Annotated in this window: 19 protein-coding genes; 2 read left to right on the plus strand and 17 right to left on the minus strand. The window is 46.0% G+C overall.

The genetic code is table 11. The features are described 5' to 3' along the window. Positions 1–14: 14 nt before the first annotated feature. Both ACG1BZ_RS16505 and ACG1BZ_RS16510 read right to left on the minus strand, forming a co-directional pair. Complete coding sequence (locus ACG1BZ_RS16505) at positions 15–392, minus strand: MerR family transcriptional regulator (protein ID WP_413662780.1); 378 nt, start codon at positions 390–392, stop codon at positions 15–17. Between the two features lie 451 nt (positions 393–843). Next, positions 844–1,926: an NAD(P)/FAD-dependent oxidoreductase gene (locus ACG1BZ_RS16510; RefSeq protein WP_413662781.1), complete on the minus strand. Its 1,083-nt coding sequence runs from the start codon at positions 1,924–1,926 to the stop codon at positions 844–846. A gap of 283 nt (positions 1,927–2,209) precedes the next feature. Between ACG1BZ_RS16510 and ACG1BZ_RS16515 the strand changes: the two genes are divergently transcribed. Then, positions 2,210–3,283, plus strand: coding sequence for a LysR family transcriptional regulator (locus ACG1BZ_RS16515; RefSeq protein WP_413662782.1), 1,074 nt, complete (start codon positions 2,210–2,212; stop codon positions 3,281–3,283). Positions 3,284–3,782: 499 nt separating this feature from the next. Here ACG1BZ_RS16515 and ltrA read toward each other — a convergent pair whose 3' ends face one another. Continuing rightward, positions 3,783–5,081, minus strand: a complete 1,299-nt coding sequence (gene ltrA / locus ACG1BZ_RS16520) for a group II intron reverse transcriptase/maturase (protein ID WP_413662121.1) — start codon at positions 5,079–5,081, stop codon at positions 3,783–3,785. 722 nt (positions 5,082–5,803) lie between these two features. Here ltrA and csrA point away from each other — a divergent pair. Next, positions 5,804–5,968, plus strand: coding sequence for a carbon storage regulator CsrA (gene csrA / locus ACG1BZ_RS16525; protein ID WP_413662783.1), 165 nt, complete (start codon positions 5,804–5,806; stop codon positions 5,966–5,968). Between the two features lie 166 nt (positions 5,969–6,134). On the opposite strand, the gene ACG1BZ_RS16530 is transcribed toward csrA, so the two are convergent. The 14 genes from ACG1BZ_RS16530 to ACG1BZ_RS16595 all read right to left on the minus strand — a co-directional run bounded on the left by ACG1BZ_RS16530 (position 6,135) and on the right by ACG1BZ_RS16595 (position 15,855). Continuing rightward, positions 6,135–6,713, minus strand: a complete 579-nt coding sequence (locus ACG1BZ_RS16530; RefSeq protein WP_413662784.1) for a dienelactone hydrolase family protein — start codon at positions 6,711–6,713, stop codon at positions 6,135–6,137. A gap of 57 nt (positions 6,714–6,770) precedes the next feature. Beyond that, positions 6,771–7,208 carry an N-acetyltransferase gene (locus tag ACG1BZ_RS16535; RefSeq protein ID WP_413662785.1) on the minus strand — a complete coding sequence of 146 codons (438 nt, stop codon included), beginning with the start codon at positions 7,206–7,208 and terminating at the stop codon, positions 6,771–6,773. Between the two features lie 234 nt (positions 7,209–7,442). After that, positions 7,443–8,063 (minus strand): TrmH family RNA methyltransferase, encoded by a 621-nt coding sequence (locus ACG1BZ_RS16540; protein ID WP_413662786.1) that lies wholly within the window; start codon positions 8,061–8,063, stop codon positions 7,443–7,445. Positions 8,064–8,131: 68 nt separating this feature from the next. Beyond that, positions 8,132–8,569: a hypothetical protein gene (locus tag ACG1BZ_RS16545; protein WP_413662787.1), complete on the minus strand. Its 438-nt coding sequence runs from the start codon at positions 8,567–8,569 to the stop codon at positions 8,132–8,134. 314 nt (positions 8,570–8,883) lie between these two features. Continuing rightward, a complete protein-coding gene (locus ACG1BZ_RS16550) occupies positions 8,884–9,072 on the minus strand; it encodes a hypothetical protein (RefSeq protein WP_413662788.1) in 189 nt (62 codons plus the stop codon). Positions 9,073–9,162: 90 nt separating this feature from the next. Continuing rightward, on the minus strand, positions 9,163–9,486 hold the full coding sequence (locus ACG1BZ_RS16555; RefSeq protein ID WP_413662789.1) for a hypothetical protein: 324 nt from the start codon (positions 9,484–9,486) through the stop codon (positions 9,163–9,165). Positions 9,487–9,542: 56 nt separating this feature from the next. Then, the gene (locus ACG1BZ_RS16560) at positions 9,543–10,031 is read right to left on the minus strand and encodes a hypothetical protein (protein ID WP_413662790.1); all 489 of its coding nucleotides are present in this window, start codon (positions 10,029–10,031) and stop codon (positions 9,543–9,545) included. An 83-nt stretch (positions 10,032–10,114) separates the two neighbouring features. Next, positions 10,115–10,453 (minus strand): DUF6547 family protein, encoded by a 339-nt coding sequence (locus tag ACG1BZ_RS16565; RefSeq protein ID WP_413662791.1) that lies wholly within the window; start codon positions 10,451–10,453, stop codon positions 10,115–10,117. A gap of 80 nt (positions 10,454–10,533) precedes the next feature. Next, positions 10,534–10,878 carry a hypothetical protein gene (locus ACG1BZ_RS16570; RefSeq protein ID WP_413662792.1) on the minus strand — a complete coding sequence of 115 codons (345 nt, stop codon included), beginning with the start codon at positions 10,876–10,878 and terminating at the stop codon, positions 10,534–10,536. A gap of 303 nt (positions 10,879–11,181) precedes the next feature. Further along, positions 11,182–12,072, minus strand: a complete 891-nt coding sequence (locus tag ACG1BZ_RS16575; RefSeq protein WP_413662793.1) for a hypothetical protein — start codon at positions 12,070–12,072, stop codon at positions 11,182–11,184. A 151-nt stretch (positions 12,073–12,223) separates the two neighbouring features. Next, positions 12,224–13,708, minus strand: a complete 1,485-nt coding sequence (lysS, locus tag ACG1BZ_RS16580) for a lysine--tRNA ligase (protein ID WP_413662794.1) — start codon at positions 13,706–13,708, stop codon at positions 12,224–12,226. 72 nt (positions 13,709–13,780) lie between these two features. Then, positions 13,781–14,876 (minus strand): peptide chain release factor 2 gene (prfB, locus tag ACG1BZ_RS16585; RefSeq protein ID WP_413662795.1). Its coding sequence is split into 2 segments (ribosomal slippage): positions 13,781–14,803 and positions 14,805–14,876, totalling 1,095 coding nucleotides; the frame shifts between segments, so codons are not numbered across the junction. Positions 14,877–14,979: 103 nt separating this feature from the next. After that, positions 14,980–15,372: a MerR family transcriptional regulator gene (locus ACG1BZ_RS16590; protein WP_413662796.1), complete on the minus strand. Its 393-nt coding sequence runs from the start codon at positions 15,370–15,372 to the stop codon at positions 14,980–14,982. Positions 15,373–15,396: 24 nt separating this feature from the next. Continuing rightward, positions 15,397–15,855, minus strand: coding sequence for a hypothetical protein (locus ACG1BZ_RS16595; RefSeq protein WP_413662797.1), 459 nt, complete (start codon positions 15,853–15,855; stop codon positions 15,397–15,399). Positions 15,856–15,966 lie beyond the last annotated feature (111 nt).

A 15,966-nucleotide genomic window follows, 5' to 3' on the forward strand; every position in this document is an offset into this window, starting at 1 on the left:
ACATGATGAAAAGTCTACCGTCTCCCCTTAAGGGGAGGGTCAAGGCTTTTATGACAGGAATCTATAGACGCAATACATTGATCAACCTTCTCAGCTTTATTAGAAAGTGATTCCAATTCAGCCTCAATTTTTCTTTTTACTTTCTTCAGAAAAACGCTGATTCGAGCCCAATCAACCTCTCCATTATGGTACCGAATAACATCCTTCAACTCAGCCAAAGTCACCCCAAGTACTTTGGCTTCTGAGATCAAAGTAAGAATTTCAACATCTTCTGCCGTATAGACTCTATATCTGCCCTGCCTTTTAGGAACGGCAATAAGGCCTTTTTCCTCATAAAATCTTATCGCTTTTACAGTGAGATTCGTTCTTCTTGACACCTCTCCTATAAACATACAGACCTCCTACCTATGCTCAATTTCCCGTTGAGATTACAGCCTATGAAAAATATTCATCACATGAAAGGAGCCTTCTATGAGTTTGGGACCTTCGCAGCTCTTACGGGTACCTAGTAGAACCCCATAAGAGCCGGGACTCACTTCTTACATTCTCATGCTTTCGGCATAAACATTACGTTGAAGAACGTAAATACGCAATACCGCAAATTAAGAAGAAAAGGCCCTCTAATTTCCTGTAATAAATTCAGACGGGGAACCTAACTACATAAATAAACTACTACTAATGGCAGTAACACCTCTATGCCGCCTCATACGCATCTGGCAAGTATTGCTAGTATCTGGACTACCTCTTACTTGATTTTCAATGGTCAGTGAGAATGTCTATTCAGAGGAACCTTAGAGACTGGTAGATTTTAATTAGAGGCACTCTACTGTATACCAAAAAGCTCTAGCTAAGTAAGTCTGGAGTTGTACCGCTCGCTTTAAGCATGTGGCCTATCCCCATGTCTTTTTGTTTCAGGTTAACAAATAGCTTTGAAGTAAAAACACCAAAGGGCATTTGAGCTACACCAGTCTCTGTACCGGTCGGCGTAACAATGGCATAACTAGGTGTTTTATAAGGCTTAACCTTTTTACCTTTGGCTTGATTAATGATAACGCTCGCTAAGATGCCTCCTTGAACGTTTGCTATATAGCCGTGCTTATTTTTATCCAGAGTAGAGCAATCACCTATCGCATAAAGGTTAGAATAACCCCTAACCCGCATATATTCGTCCACTTTAATTAATCCCATCTTATCTAACACACCGGGTAATTCTGTTTTTAGAAACTCCGTATTTGGCGACATACCTACACATTCATAAACCAGGTCTGCCTTGAAGGTTTCTTGAGTATTCATAGAACGGTAAATTGCACCTTCCTTAACTAGCCGGGTATTGAGGTGTACGCTAACGCCTTTAGCCGTAAGCTGCTCTAGCGCCTTGTTCTGAGCTTTAGGCTTAAGATGGCCAAGTAGTACATCTTTAGAATGCACCAAAGTCACGGTTTTATTGGGAAAAGCGCTGCTAATTTCCCCAGCCAGCTCCACGCCAACGGTACCGCCTCCTACAATCAAAACTGACTGAGATTTCGCCAGTATTTTTTGCTCATTCCGCATTTCTTGCTCACGCTCGGAAATCGTATAAGCTGATGTGGATTTAGCTATCGGCAAGGTTGGGTAGCGACTGCCTGTCGCGATAACTGCCTGTTTAAAGTGGATCTCTAATCCATTTGATGACTTTGCTATCCGGTCATCCATGGAAACCACATCTGCTTGAACAAAATCGCTCTGAATAAAGTCACGATAATATTTACGTGGATTAGCAGTCAGTAAGTTAGGCGCTATCGCATTACGTAATGTGGCAAAGGTCACTTCAAAATGGTCCTTTCGGTCAACCAATACCACCTGCATACCCTGCTTAGCTAACTTTTGGGCCACAGAAACACCAGCAAAGCCTCCGCCAACGATTAACACGTCTGTCCGTTTGATCATAACTCACCTCAATATCGTTCAACTGTTCGGATAAAGCGCGGCCGTTCGCAATGCCTCACGAACAGGTCACTTCTTGATAGGGAGATAAGGTTAAAGTTAGACTTAGACTAATGATATTAACTATAATCTAAGTTCTTGTTAGCTTTTACCTAACAAGTTGATTTAGCTGATATCGGGTGATGATACCGCGCAGGCATGAAGTAAAAAGGTGCACGCAGACTCCCAGCTTCTGCTGGTAGAAGAAAAACAAATAGCTGGTTTACGTAAAAGCTGCTCATTCAAAATGATCAGCGGTGTTGATGCTGTCCAGTTTGCAGGCACTGGCAAATGGTATCGAGTGCAGATTACTCATGTTGTCAGCACAACAGAAAAGATGCTTCATAAAAGAAAGCCAGTTAATGGCTATTTTCAGTTTGAGATCCTCAAATATGCTGCATCAGAAACTTACCTATATTTTCTCTTAACTCACGCCACTATGACTTTGGAACAATTACGATATTTTAAGGCGATAGTTGAAGGGGGCTCGCTAAAAGCTGCTGCCCAGACACTTCACCGAACACAGCCCACTATAAGCGCCGCCATCAAGAAATTAGAGGCGGACCTCAATCTACAGCTATTTGATCGGGACCAATACAGGAGCACACTCACAGCTGACGGCAAAGCCCTGTATGAACAATCCAAATATGTACTAGCTGAAGCCCACTCGTTTGAGAGCTTAGCTAAACAGCTAGTCGCAGGAGAAGAACTGGAAGTAGGTATTGCGTTTACTTCCGCCATACCAGTCGGCCCAATACTCAGCGCAATCCGTCAGTGCAAAATTGAGTACCCAAAAACACGCTTGGAGGTCTATTCCGAAAATGGCCTCGGGCCACTGGACTTATTGAAGGGAGGCCAGGTTTCCATAGCTATTATTCCGTGGACTGAAACTTACGACCAGCTTGAATCCATTCATCTAATGAATATGAAATTCATTTCTGTGATCGCTGGCGACTCTCCCCTACTTACCCAATACGATGAAGTCCCAAGGCAGATTATGCTACGCCATCCCCAGGTGATCATCAGTGGTAGGAAGTCATCCACTAAAACCTACGGGGTGCTTGAAGGGGGCGATCAATGGAGAGTCAACGATTTTCCGACTAAAAAAGAAATTATTCTTCAAGGTATGGGTTGGGGTACGCTACCAGAACATATGATAGAAGCGGAGCTTGAACAGGGCTTATTATCTCCCATTGCAGTGGAAGGGATCCCAAAACCGCAAGAACTGGAAGTGCGGGTGGCAAGACAAGCTTCTAATCCAATGGGCCCCGTAGCAAGTTACCTTTGGCAATTATTCCTAAACCTTCAGGGTTTTCATTAGAAAACACTTACGATATTTCTACCAAAATTTTTCAGATTCTTTATGTTTAATACATAGATTCTAAGAGTTTGAAGCTGGCCTACCAGGTGTTTGTATTTTACGAGAGAAACTCTTTGGTTGAGCTTCATCACACTAGCGCATAGGCAAATAAAAGGCGCTTAAATTATCCTGTTAGAAACAATTAAGTTTGTTTCCATATCAAAGATGCGTAAAATCGATAGATCTCTATTAGTATTTTGTTATTTTTAGTTGGGCTTGATTCGGCTCTCTCCTAAAGAGAAGTACCAGAATTTCCTAAACGATCTATTCCTTCAAGAGGAGAACGGTAGCGAGATATAAGAATAAGTAAAAGGCGCTGACCCAAGGTGCTACCAACACCCAGGGCCAGCTAACCAAATTGATACCTTCATTATCAAAAGTCGAGTAGACCAAAGGAACTTCCCCTTCGACCTCTCACAGAACCGTACGTGAACCTCTCAATTCATACGGCTCTTCGTATTCAGCACATTTTCAATCTTCCCATTCTCCAGTGTGCAAACAAGCCGCGCATTTGTTGACGAACCTTTCCAATAAAGGCCCAACTCTTGAAACAGCTTCGCTTCAGATGCTTAAACTTCTTCCTAGCCCAACGCATCAGCGTTTGATCAAGATACTTCTGTAACCGATAAACACCATATCTCCGCCCAAAGTGACCATAATAGTTCAGCCAACCCTGTATTGCGGGATTAAGTACCTTTGCCATTTCAGATAGTGATCGATCCACCCAGTTAATCACACGCCACTGCCTAACCTTATCCTTGATCCTCTTGAAAGCTTTAGGGCTCATTGAAGGACTAAATGCGGTGAAGATCTGTCCTTGGCGATTCCTTGCTTTTCTGGGACCAAATCGAAACCCCAGAAAGTCAAAGTGGATCACTGGGTGGGAGTCTTTACGATTACTATTCTTGCAATAGACCTTGCGCGTTTTCTCTGGATGAGCCTCAAGCCCGCAGGTAGCCAGGCGTGCTTTTAGAGCCGCCAGTAAGCGATCCGCCTCACGAGGATTACGACAATGGTAAACAGCATCATCCGCGTAACGCTCAAAAGGAATATCTCTGTGCGTTCTCACCATCCAGGCGTCCAGCGTGTAGTGCAAAAACAAGTTTGCCAGTAGCGGGCTGATTACACCCCCTTGTGGAGTACCTTGTGTTCGCTCTTCAAGCTGTCCGTCCCGATGTTGTACTGGAGCCGTTAACCAGCGCTGTACATAGAGTCTGACCCACCGATGATTATTATGTTTATCTAATGCCCTCAGCAGAAGTTCGTGATTAATATTGTCAAAGAAACCTTTGATATCTAAATCAACTACCCAGATTCTATCCCAGCATCGTTGTCGAGCTCGACGCACTGCGTCTATAGCAGATTTGCCTGGCCGATAGCCGTAGGAGTCAGGGTGAAATACCTTCTCCAATTCTGGCTCCAGCAGTTGCTTAGCCACCATTTGTGCAATGCGATCTTCGATTGTGGGGATACCCAGTGGTCGCAGGCTGCCATCGAGTTTCGGAATATCCACTCGTTTGACGGCTGATGGAAAATAGCTGCCAGATGACATCCGATTCCATAGCTTGTAAAGGTTTTTGACGAGACTCGACTCGTATTGCTCTATCGTTATCTCATCAATCCCCGCTCCGCCGCCATTAGCCTTGATCTGCTTCCACGCTTCCCAAACCGCTCGCTTGGGAATATTGAATGGCTTTGCGCTAATCGTTAATTCCTCCCCATCTGGGTTGATTACACGGTTAGTCGCCGAATACGACAACCCCTTCGCTCCACGTCCATTACAGCCGCTTCTCCACTACTACGGGTTGTTCCGCCCCTGTGACCAGTCTTGGTACTCAACGTCTTGTAGGGCCTCTACTTGACGCTCTTCCTTAACACCTGGACGACAGGTTCTCCTGTTCCACCCAAAAGCCTGCTGTGTGTTCACGCCACCTCTATGCCGGATGCCACTCGGTCGGTAAACAGGTAACCTCCAAGCTTATCCCCGCACTTAGCCAGTGCACGGGTTTTGACATCATCTTGGTAATACGCTTTCGACACCTCATCAGTGGTTCATTTGCATTCGTCTCTACACAACATACCTGACGTATCTCGTACGCCTTTTCCTCAATCGCTTCTAACCAAAGCTCTTTACTCCGATCACCTTGAGGCGGTTTGTTACCACTTCCTGCAAAGCGATAACGGAGGGCCGACCTCCATCTCCTGGATAGCACGTATTTTTTTATTTATAAAAAAATAAATAAAAAAAAAAATACTCAGGACGCACTGGCTATATGCATCATACGCTAGATACCCGCTCGTCTTCAATAAAGTGGTGTACATTCAGCAGCTTGAGGAGTGTCCCCAAGCCCTGGGAGCGTTGCGCTCGCCTTTTCTTCTTCTATGCTTATCGCTCTCGTGCTCCCCCTCTTCTAGCCGCTTCTTTCAATACTCACCCAAGAGAACGCCCTTTCTTGTAGCTTGTATCAATAGGAAACGAATATGTTGATGTTGAAACGCCGAATAGGTGAAAGCCTACGAATCGGCACCAAAGTTTCGGTTAAGGTATTAGAGGTTAAAGGCAATCAAGTGAAGATGGGGATACATGCCCCCAGATCCGTACCTGTTCATCGAGAAGAAATATATAGGCGCATCCAAAAGGAATAGATGGTGAAGTGTCGAAGCCGTTGAGAAGCAAATGTTCGGTCTTCCCAGCGGCTTTCCAGTTAGTCTATGACCTTTAGAAAGGCCTCGGTTAGCTAAATACTTGCACAAACTAACCAACAACAACTGTCTCTATGTGATATTTTTCAAACTCCAATACGAACTGCACTCAACTGAAACCTTTACAGATGGGGTCATTGAAGGGCGTATTACATACTATCTGCTTGTATTTAGCATAAGATTCTGCATTATAATTTCTGGAATGGGGATTCATAAAGCCATGAAGGTAAGTGGAATGATGAACCTCCACTTGCTCTTTCTGCTTCAACGTCTGCATGACCTCTGATACAGAAAAGTGAGGCTCCATCGCCGGGAATATCAAGCGCGTAGGAAATATAGGATCAATTTTGACGTAATGGCGAACTTGTGAACTATAAAATAAAATTGCCCCTGAAACATTACTCAAAGCTTGATGATCAGATAATCTCCATATGGCCGATGCACCAATACTAAAACCTACTAAACTCACATGACCAAATGATGCGCTGATTCGTTCTGATAATTTTTCAACGTATTTATCGAGCCCAACCTTTGATGTAAAGTGTGAATACGCCTCAACTTCACAATCGAAATTCATCAATTCTGAATTATACGGATCAACTATCTCTACACTACCAGGAAGATCAGCTGCAAATCGCTCTAACGCTTTTGTACGACCAAAAATATCTGAAACCAAAATCCAAGCCATAGTTTATTTTTTCATATAACAAGAAAGAAACGATACACCGACCAGTTATAGTTTAATCTATACATATTTATCGAGTTCGATACAGTATGTCGTAAAACATCGACCCAACAGCTCAGTTTTATGTACTGTTTTGGATATTCTTTTCAAAGCTCTGTATTCTGGCCTACTGTCAAGCAAATGACACACTATTTCTTTATGCCCCAACTCCTTAGCCCAACCGATCATTGTTTTGAATACTGAGAGCCCAAAACCCCAAAACTGTTGAGATATGACAACAGCCATCTCAAAGCCGCTATCGTCAGGTTGAATACCACACCACCCAGCTAATACTCCACCGATGTAAATTAGTCGAACACGGCACCCAGGCAGGGAGTCTACTTCTAACTTAAACTTGAGCCACTCATTAATACTCTGGACATCAAAGTATTCATGTTTAATTAAGTGCTCCCTAAGTGAATCCTCATTGAGTACAGCTAACAGCTTATCTCGCTTCACTTGGGTTAGCTCCTTAAACTCGACTCTATTCATATTAAAGTAATTTTGACCTTCTCGTTTTGGGGTGGCTTTAAAGACGAAATAATTTTTGCCTGCTTTGTAAGTTACCCAAGAGTAATTGCGACCGAAAGGTAGGTGCCTATTCAATAAGGAAAGTTTCTTTATCCATTTGAGGAAAAGAATGCAGCCACCGTGTAAAAAACACAAAAATAGGAAATCAACTTCATCACTTTATTAGTCGCTACGGTTTGCTCTCTTGTACTTTTCCTGGTATTCGCGGCGCTGCTTAGTAACTTCATACAATACAATTCCAGAAGTTGTTCCGAGGTTCAGGCTTTCAATCATTCCAAACATTGGAATGGATACGCAGAAAGCGCTATTTTCTACTGCAAGATCACTTATACCTCTAGATTCGTTACCAAACCAAACAGCCAGCTTTGGCTGAGTGTAATCTGCCTCATGCAATATAAAGTTATCTTTTCCTTTTACATGGGGAGAGGTGACAATCGAGATAAATCTGTTTTTCGCCAAATGATCCAGGCATTCCTCGGTACTATCAAAACGCTTTACGAAGCTCCATTTGATCGCAGAGACAGACGGCTTCGAGAGTGATTTCCTTTCTCTCATTTCCTGCCAGTCATCGGGTATTAGATTGCGAGGATCAACAATATACGTTTTTTCAACGCCTAATGCATTGACGTTTCTAATGACCGCTCCAATGTTCTTCATATCCATCGGGCACTCGAGAACAGCTATCAGATTTTTACAGCGATAAGGCTTAATTTCATCAGCTCTTTTTCGGGCACCATTTTTATCAATTTCCATATTCTCGAAGACCTTAGATAATTTGTTCATTCATAGCCCTACACTCAAATGCATATTCACGCACCGCTCGTAGTGTATCCTAATATTTTCATCTGGCGTTATTTCCAGCTTGAATCAAGGTATAAACGAGCAATAACCAACCCCTTTTCGTACGGACTTAGATTAGCAATCTTGATTCGGTATTTATCGCACCCAAGAGTATGCTTATAGTACGAGCCCAATAAAATGTCATTTGTTTTGTTACCTGCTCTTGCTTCATTGTAGAATTTCAAGCTATCTCCGATACCACTATCTCCTATATATTTCCCCTTATTCGCGAAAAAAACTGTTTGGTAAACAAAGTCTCCAGCCATATTCATTAACGAAACTTCCAATCCTGCTTTTTCATTAGCCCAATACCTTGGCTCCTCTGAATACCAATAAACCTTAAATTGAAACCCTACGTTCTCTGAGCACATATTCATAAATTCATATTCTTGCCCCTCTTCGCTCATATCAAAACTATCAAATCTGACATTATGGTATGTGGCAGGCATGAACATTAGCCAGCTTGTATCCTTCGTATAGATTCCATCTCCTTTAAACGTACAAGACGCTACAATGAATGACACAAATATAACTTGAAGCCAAGAGATTCTAAATATACTCAACTTTACTCCCTTAAACATAACACCTTAATAACCGTAAACTAGATCGCAGAAAAACGTAATATAAGCCATCCTGCACCAAAGACGTATAAATCATTGTTTTTTTAAAATAGCACACCGACATAGCTACTATAAAGAAAGCAACAACGGGCAGCTTGGTTTAACTTGGAAAAAATCGGCACTCTCTATCTCAGCCTCTAATTTCAATAGTTTTTCTGTATGCCAATATCTTTTAGGAGCATTTCATCTGCGAATATCACAATCCTGTTACTCCACTCATTAGGACCAAGCTCTTCTACTGAATCATAAAGATCAATCAGCTCTCTAGATTCTTGTTCGAGGAGGCTTTTAGCAACCCCTGAGATAAAATCATATAGATCGATAATACCCATAAGATGCTTAGCAACCTAAAATGTTTGACCGAAGGCGTTTTCTGCTGGAGGTGCCGGCCCATCTATTTTGAGGGCGACATAACTTCAATGTTATGATCCACTATTTGGAATACTCGCTATTTGGATATAAATTGCCTTAGGTTTGCTCTTAAATACCTCGGAAACGACTTCTTTTGTTATAACTTCAAGGTTCTTCACAGTTTCCCCGCGCACGTCATTAACATCTAAAACAACAGTAACTTGAGTTAATACTCCATTGTTAATACTAAATCCGAGCTGTGAGTCCCAGCCGTATTTTTCTTTAATGGCAGCTTGGGCAAGCTTCTGTTTTTCAAACATGCCTTTCATATCATCGACAGCATCACAGGCAACTAACAGAATTATTGCCAGAGCCAAAAACAGCATTCTAATCATTAAATTCTCCACTCGCTTCAAACTTACAACCCCAATAACAGGCCATAAATCTTTTACTATGCACTATCGCAGCTATCAGAAATTTTCTCCATTTTTCCGTAACCGACTTCACCAAAACTTCTCAAAGAAGCTGTTGATTCTTTTTTAATATTACTAACCATCCTGCTCCATTGGATATCAGCCTTCTTTGAACTTATAAAAACAATACCCCACGTCTGACTTTCAACCCAAGCTCCGCCATCATAGATTATATTCATTAGCAAATTTCCAGATTTTTCCAGCACTTCATATTCCTGATAAAACTTCTGGAACGGCCCACCTTCTTTCAGCTTAATGTATAATTCGGGAATCTCTCCACAGTTTAATACTACTACCTGATAAAAGGGTTCACCCGTATCATTTGGAAGAACTGTAGTAGAAAATCTTTCAATGTAACCTGACCATGTGCCGGACGCCCTTTCTGTCTCAGATAACTTATCTGGCTTTGCAACAAAAGTTGTACATGAAATCAATATTAAAGAAATAAATACTAAAAAATACTTCATAACCACCTTAAAACTTTAACGCTTGCATTTGCAGCGGCTGCTATAAAGCGTAAGGTGCCGCTGCTTTTTTGTTATGACTAGACTTACTCTGGCCATTTATCACCCTCCGAACGGGCAATAAAATCGTAGTTTAACTCAGTACCAAAGGGCTCAGATGGTAATTCCGAGCCTTGGTAAGTAACTGAGCACTCCTGGTTTAAAAATGCCAAAAGATCATGTATCCCAGCCTCTTTAGCTTCTTGTACAATTTTAGCAATTTCATTTCGCTGGACTTCAGATAACGATGAAAGCACCTCGTTGCGGTACTCGTTTTCTTTAGTATCCGGGTAGATACCCAGCGCCACCCACTTAGAAGTGGCTGATTCTTTTAAAGAAACCACTTTCTCAATAAATTCTTTGTATTTTCCTAACCCTTTATTCATGAATTAACTAGCCATTACGTCCGCGGCACATGCGAGCTTATAGTAAAGGAAAAGTCGAAGCGGAAAAGCCATCGCTGCACCTACGCTTGCAATGCACTATTACCTTGTCGCTCAAAGTCATATTTTAGCCCCTGCGGCAAGGTGTAGTACCCACTCTCATTAATTGAAACATACATTGTTTTGCCTGCAACTTTTGGCTCCCAACCTGAACTCAATGCAAATTCGACAGCCTCTCTTACAGACTTTGGTGACAGAGTAAAGTACCAACTACTAGCATCTATATACAATAGAGATTTGGTGTTTCTAGCGAGATGTACTCGAATATGGAATTCCTTGTATGGATACAAAAAAAGATTCTCTTGATTAGCTACCCAGAAATAAATGCTATTTCCAATATGTAATTTTCGTTTGATTTTATTTGTCATGATTGTGCATTTTATTTATATGTTAGCCCTCAAACCACTATTATCTTGACTACTATTTCAAATGTAAATCAACTGCTCACATTTACCTTTCACTATCATTTCAATTAGATGTACATAAACGAGACCATCGAACCAAATAAAAAGTATGATCAATATAACCACCATCAAATGTCGCAGATAGATAACCAACTCTTTGATTTTAAGATTATTACTCTAAAAATCTTAGCCTCTTCATAAATAACGGTCACTAAGAAGATCATTGAGCGACCCCACACGCTTTAATCAAAAATAGAACTCGCTCAACTACCACCGCCAAGTCGCCGCTATATACGGCCCATGTTGAGTAATATCATAAGCAAAACGCCCATCAGAGAGTCGATCGGAATAATCAATACTGTAATACTGATACCCAAGACGCAGTGAGGTTGTCTTCCAGGCGCGCCAGTCGAATCCGGCTAGTAGATTCCACTGTAAGTCATCACCCCCAGCGCCAAAGCCTCCCAGTTCCGTGCGTACAGCAATGGTTAGGCATTCAGTAATTCCGATTGCACCTCGCGCAGATAGCGTAGGTTCCCACCAACTCTGTTTGCCTCCAAGGCGATTCCTGAATTCGGGTCTGGGGCCTATATTAATTCCCGCTCGTGCTTTCACTTCCTGCTTTAATCGGTTCCAGCGCAAACCCGCTCCCACATCTACAAAGTACTTTCGCCCACTATTAGCCAGGTTCCCTTCTAAAATCCGGTAACCGGCTAGGGCATTTATCCAGCCCTGGCGAGCATCCACCTCAACATCAATATCTACATCGATATCCAGCTGTGGGTTTCGCGGCGGGGTTATGGTTGCCCCCTTGTCCAATCTGAGGTGCACATAGTAGAGATCCGCCACTACCCCAAAGCGCCCTTTCCAGGCTTCCAGGCGCACAGAAAATGCAGCGTTGAGGAGCTCCAGGGTTTTACTTAAATCCAGGTCTATATCGACACTGGTGTCAGCGACAGTGGAAGTCCCTTTAGTGCGAAGCGGGAGGAAAAGATAGGGAGTGGCGAGGAAGCGCCAGTCATCGGGATCTTTGGAAGTTAGGCTGGCAGCCGGTGCAGGCTCCGAACTTTGCGCAGCGGCGGTACAGGAGATAAAGCTACAGAGCGTCAGCGCCAATATTTGCCTTGCGCTTTTCTCTTTCGCCTGTCCCTGTTTCATAGCAGCAACCGCTCCAAATCATTCGAGGCCCGATAGAGCACCAATGAATAAGGATAGATAGAGCTGAGGGAAGTTTCAGAGTGAGGAAATCTGCGGCATAGGGGGAGGAAATACTGCCGGGCAGGTAAAACTACCCGGCAGTGAGAAGCGATTAGTCGTTCGCTTCAGGGCGCATATGCGGGAACAGCAGTACGTCGCGAATCGACGGAGAGTTGGTAAACAGCATTACCAGACGGTCGATACCGATGCCCTCACCAGCGGTGGGCGGCAGGCCGTATTCCAGCGCGCGGATATAGTCGGCGTCGTAGTGCATGGCTTCGTCGTCACCGGCATCTTTCTCCGCAACCTGGGCTTTGAAGCGTTCAGCCTGATCTTCCGCGTCGTTCAACTCGGAGAAACCATTGGCAATCTCGCGGCCGCCAACGAAGAATTCAAAGCGGTCGGTAACAAACGGGTTGTCATCGTTACGGCGAGCCAACGGAGACACTTCGGTTGGGTACTCAGTGATAAAGGTCGGCTGGTCGAGACGGTGCTCCACAGTCTTCTCGAAGATCTCGATCTGTACCTTACCCAGGCCCCAGCTATCTTTCAGCGGGATTTCCAGCTTCTCGGCTACCGCGCGGGCGGATTCGATATTGTCGATATCGGCCGCAGTCAGTTCCGGGTTGTAGTGCAGGATGGAGTCGAACACAGACAAACGCGCGAACGGCTTGGAGAAGTCGTAGCTGCTGTCCTGGTATTCCACAGTGGTGGAGCCCAGTACCTCTTCACAGATACCGCGCAGCATCTTCTCGGTGAGGTCCATCAGGTCGTTGTAGTCCGCGTACGCCTGGTAGAACTCAAGCATGGTGAATTCGGGGTTGTGGCGCGTAGATAGGCCCTCGTTGCGGAAGTTGCGGTTGATTTCGTAAACCCGCTCAAAACCACCCACGACCAGACGCTTCAGGTACAGCTCCGGGGCAATACGCAGGTACATATCGATATCCAGCGCATTGTGGTGGGTAACGAACGGACGCGCGCTGGCACCGCCGGGAATAACTTGCAGCATGGGCGTTTCCACTTCCATGAACTGCTGGCCGTTGAGGAAGTCGCGGATGTACTCGATCACTTTGGAGCGCACGCGGAACACTTCACGGGCTTCCGGCGTGGCGATCAAGTCCACGTAGCGCTGGCGATAACGCATTTCCTGATCGGCGATGCCGTGGAATTTTTCCGGCAGCGGGCGCAGCGCTTTGGTCAGCAGGCTGTACTCTTCACAGTTGACGTAGAGGTCGCCCTTGCCGGATTTGTGCAGGGTGCCTTTTACGCCGACGATATCGCCGATATCCCAGGCACCGAAGCGCTCTTTAATATCTTTCTGTGCCGCTTTATCGGCGTATAGCTGGATGCGGTCAGATACATCCTGGATCACCATAAAAGGTCCGCGTTTAGCCAGGATTCGCCCTGCTACGCACGCCCGTTTACCCAGTTCTTCCAGCTCCTCTTTCTGTTTATCGCCGAACTCAGCTTGCAGGTCGGCAGCGAGGTTCTCGCGGCGAAAACTGTTGGGGAAAGCATTGCCCTTCTCGCGCAGAGCGGAAAGCTTGGTGCGGCGCTCGGCGATCAGTTTGTTTTCGTCTTGCTGGATATCAGTCATGGTGATCTATCAGTTTTGTGATTGATATTGCCCCTCATCGACGAGGGGCGCGGTGAGAGTGGAGACTTTTAATCAGAGGCCGGCTTTGAGGCTGGCTTCGATAAATTGGTCCAGGTCTCCGTCCAGTACTGCCTGGCAGTTGCTGGTCTGGACATTGGTGCGCAGGTCCTTGATTCGCTGGTCGTCCAACACGTAGGAGCGGATCTGGCTGCCCCAACCGATGTCGGCCTTGCTGTCTTCCATGGCCTGCTTCTCTGCATTGCGCTTGAGCATTTCCTGCTCGTACATTTTTGCGCGCAGCATTTTCCAGGCTTTATCGCGGTTCTGGTGCTGGGAGCGCTCGCTCTGGCACTGCACGACGATACCGGATTCTGTATGGGTCAAACGCACCGCAGAATCGGTTTTGTTCACGTGCTGACCACCGGCGCCGGACGCACGATAGGTGTCCTCACGCACCTGGGATTTGTCGATTTCAATCTCGATATTGTCATCGATTTCCGGTGACACAAATACCGAGCTGAAAGAAGTGTGACGGCGGTTGCCGGAATCAAACGGCGATTTGCGCACCAGGCGGTGTACACCGGTTTCTGTGCGCAGCCATCCGAACGCGTGGTCGCCGGCGAAATGCACAGTGGCACTTTTGATACCGGCCACTTCCCCCGCGGAAACCTCTTCCAGGGTGGTCTTGAAGCCGTGGGCTTCACCCCAGCGCAGGTACATACGCAGGATCATTTCCGCCCAGTCCTGGGCCTCGGTACCACCGGAGCCGGCCTGGATATCCAGGTAGGCGTTGTTCTCGTCATTCTCGCCAGAGAACATACGGCGAAATTCCAGAATCCCCAGCTGCTGCTGGAGGCCTTCGATCTCAGTGGAGACCTCCCCTACGGAGTCCTCATCATTTTCCTCGACTGCCATTTCCAGCAGCTCGCGGCAATCGGCGATGCCGGAGTCGAGGTTTTCGATGGTATTAACCACCGTTTCCAGGGAGGAGCGCTCGCGCCCCAGTTCCTGTGCGCGGCTGGGGTCGTCCCAAACGCTCGGCTCAGCCAGCTCCAGCTCTACTTCGGTAAGGCGTTCTTTCTTGCTGGCGTAGTCAAAGATACCCCCTAAGAACGTCGGTGCGCTCTTCGAGGTCTTTTAATTGATTGATGAGGGGATTGATTTCCATGAACTTTCGGTGTCCGGACAAAATAAAAAGCGGCGCGCATTCTACCGCAGCGCGCGGGGGTCCTTCCAGTCAGATAGGGGCTGATATGGCGCTAAATCCTCTACTAGGCGGTCTGCCCCGACAGCTTTTCCAGGATTGCGCAGTCTGGGGACTCATTGCCGGCGCAGCTGTCGGCAAAGGCCCGCAAGGTTGCACGCATCCCCAGCAGGGTCTGCAACTGCTCTTCGAGCTGAGTAAGCTTGTAATTTACCAGGTCTTTGGTCTCGCGGCTGTGGCGCTCCGGGTTATCCCTCAACCCCAATAGCGCCCGGACCTCCTCAGTGGTAAAGCCACAGGCCCGCGCGCGGCGCACGAAGCAGAGGGTTTCGACATCGGCAGTGGAGTAATCCCGATAGCCATTAGCGGAGCGGCCGGGCACCACCAGGCCAATATTTTCGTAGTGCCGCAGGGCTTTTGCACTGAGGCCCGAATTCTCTGCGGCCTGGGAAATGTTCACGATTACCCCACTTAAGGTTTCAACTCAGGCACTGTTGTCCCGACAGGCAGCAAACTGATACTGCACTTTCTCGGCGGGGCTATATCCCAGCTCAATTGAGGCATCCAGGGCATCCATACCGACCAGGTGCATCAGGATATCTCCTGTTGGTGCGCCACATACGGCGGGGAACATCCTGTCGGTGCGGACTCCACAGCGGGACTCCTGCACCTTCACCCCATTGTCACTTAACTTGGCCTGACTCTGCTGAAGGGTCATGCCACCCCCTTCGCACTGCTTGCTGCCACTGCCGCGGTAAATCCACACCATTTCCCCTGGCCTCATGGTAGCCTCAGGAGGCGAGGGGGCGACTTCGGGCTCCACCGCACCGGGTGTATTCTCAACCTCGTTCTCCATCGCTTTCTCCTCTTTCGACTGGCCGCAAGCCGCTGTTGTGACGGCGAATATCAGTACCAACAGTAAAGACAAAGGCTTCATTAGCATTGAGCTTTTCTCCATAAAGCGATATTTATCGGAATCAAGATAGCGCCAGCGAGGCTCCAACTGGCAATATCAGGATACCGGAAATACAATTATTTTGCGCCCGTTGCTGCT

Origin of the sequence: Microbulbifer sp. CNSA002 (genome assembly GCF_047324085.1) — a bacterium.
Lineage (GTDB): Bacteria > Pseudomonadota > Gammaproteobacteria > Pseudomonadales > Cellvibrionaceae > Microbulbifer.